Genomic DNA, 2,442 nt, shown 5'->3' on the forward strand with positions numbered 1-2,442 from the left:
GCGGCACCTGGAACGGCAGGCCGAGGTGTCTGGGGAGCGCTGCCCGCAGCGGGTCGAGCAGCTGCTCGTGAGCGGCGGAGAGTCCGCCGCCGATCACGATCATCGCGGGGTCGACCGTCATGGTCAGGGTCGCGATCCCGTGGGCGAGCTCGTCGATGAAGCCGTCGAGCTCCTGCTGGGCTGCGGCGTCTCCGCCACGCGCCAGAGCGAACACCTCGGCGGCGGTCGGGGCGGTGCGCCACGAGATCTGACCGGTCTCGGTGTTCAGTCCGCGGAAGGCGAGGCGGCCGATGTCGCCGGCGGCGTTGTGGATGCCGCGCCGCGGGCGACCGCCGAGGATGAGGCCCATCGCGATGCGGTTGCCGACCGAGAGGTAGATGACGTCGTCGACGAGCTGTGCGACACCCAGGTGGTGTTCCGCCACGGCGGCGAGGCGCACGCCGTTGTCGACCGCGACAGGGCAGCCGAACGCCTGCCGCAGCTGGGAGCCGATGTCGATGCCCGACCACTCGGGGATGACGACCGAGGTGGTCACGCGCCCGGCGTCATCGACGATGCCGGGGAGGGAGACGCCGACCGCGCGCAGCTTCGACGCGGGGATCCCGGCGTCGGACAGGGTGCGGCGCACGTCGTCGATGACGGCGGCGAGTTTGGAGGCGCCGTCGGGCTGCTCGGCGACGCCGGGGTAGCTGCGCTGCACGATCACCTCTCCGGCGAGGTCGGCCAGCACGACGCGCACGCTGGCGACGCCGATGTCGACGCCGACCACAGTGCCGGCGGCCGCGTGGAACGAGTAGCGGCGGGCGGGTCGTCCGGCTCCGCCGCCGTTCTGCGCCGGAGCGTCGACGATCAGTCCGGAGTTGCCCAGGGCGGTCACGGCGTTCTCGACCGACGTGCGCGAGATCTCGAGCGAGCGGGAGAGGTCGTTGACGGTCGCGGGGCCCGCGTCGCGCAGCTGCAGAGCCGATCGCGCGACGATCGAGCGTGGACTGTTCACGGCCATGTGCTGCCCCCTCTTCTTCTCCGTCGTCGGGTGCGATCAAATTAGCACACCGAATTCTCAGATCAAGCTTTGTTGTTCTCGAACGGGAAACACGCCTGAAACAACCGTCTGAGAACTTGTACTTGACGAATTATCCCATCCCAGTGTCATAATGAACCGTACTCAGCACGGTTCAAGCAAAGGAGCACCATGCGCGTCAGCAAGTTCATCGGCGTCGCCGCGGGAGTCGCGGCCGCCACCCTGTTGGCCGGATGTTCGGCCGGCGGAGGCAACACCGCAGAGGGTGAGCAGGACATCACGGTCTGGCTCTACCCGGTCATCGCCGACGAGGCGGTGCACAAGGACTTCTGGGACTCGACGATCGCCGACTTCGAGAAGAAGAACGAGAACATCAACGTCAAGTACGAGATCTTCCCGTGGGCCAACCGCGACGAGGCCCTCCAGACGGCGATCGCGGCCGGCAAGGGTCCGGATGTCGTCTACCTCATCCCCGACCAGCTCGCGGCGTACCAGAAGTCGATCGCGCCGCTCAACGACCTGCTGAGCGAGGAGCGTCAGGGCGACCTGCTGCCGAACGTGAAGAAGTCGGTCACGCTCGACGGCGACATCCTCGGGGCTCCGCTGCTCACCAGCGCGCAGCCTCTCCTCTGCAACGCGGCCGCGTTCGAGGCCGCCGGCGTCACCGAGTACCCCGAGACGTGGGACGACATCGCCGAGATGGCGCCGAAGTTCACGGAGAAGGGGATGTACGCCCTCAACTACCCGGCATCCGCCGAGAACACCCTGAACCTCACCTACTACCCGCTGCTGTGGCAGGCCGGTGGCGAGGTCTACACGAAGGACGGCGACATCGGCTTCGACAGCAAGGAAGGCGAGAAGGCGCTCACCTTCCTCACCGACCTGGCCGATGCCGGAGCACTCGACCCCGAGGCCCTCACCACCAACGTCCCGCTCGAGCAGACGGCTGTCGCTCAGGGCAAGGTCGCCTGCACGTGGAACAACGCGGTCCCCGAGGTCCTGCCCTTCTGGGGCGAGGAGAACGTCAAGGTCCTCGCACCGCTGACCGAGAAGGAGACCGTCGCCTACGGCACGGTCGGATCGCTCTCGGTGCTCAAGGGCTCCAAGGCGCAGGATGCCGCGGCGAAGTTCGCGGAGTACGCGACCGGCGCCGACGTCATCGAGCCGTACCTCAAGGCCGCCGGCTTCTTCTCGGCGCTCAGCACCACCGAGCCGCTGTACGCGGATGACCCGCTGCTCGGCGAGGTCGAGAAGTACGTGCCCGACACCACGGTCGGCGAGCTCAACGCCTCGTCGCGGGCGCTGATGGGTGTGCTCGCTCCCGAGATCCAGGCGGCATTGCTCGGGGACAAGTCCCCGGAGGATGCTCTGAAGGATGCCGCGACCGCTGCGGCACCGCTCATCAAGAAGTAAGCAGCACC

Annotated in this window: 2 protein-coding genes; one reads left to right on the forward strand and one right to left on the reverse strand. The window is 67.8% G+C overall.

From position 1 onward, the window contains the following. The coding region (locus tag ACNPM4_RS16355) for an ROK family protein (protein WP_448986384.1) at window positions 1–1,003 on the reverse strand (1,003 nt) is incomplete at its 3' end. A gap of 189 nt (window positions 1,004–1,192) precedes the next feature. Here ACNPM4_RS16355 and ACNPM4_RS16360 point away from each other — a divergent pair. Further along, a complete protein-coding gene (locus ACNPM4_RS16360) occupies window positions 1,193–2,434 on the forward strand; it encodes an ABC transporter substrate-binding protein (RefSeq protein WP_091027550.1) in 1,242 nt (413 codons plus the stop codon). Window positions 2,435–2,442 lie beyond the last annotated feature (8 nt).

The sequence above is a fragment of the Microbacterium umsixpiens genome (assembly GCF_053543675.1).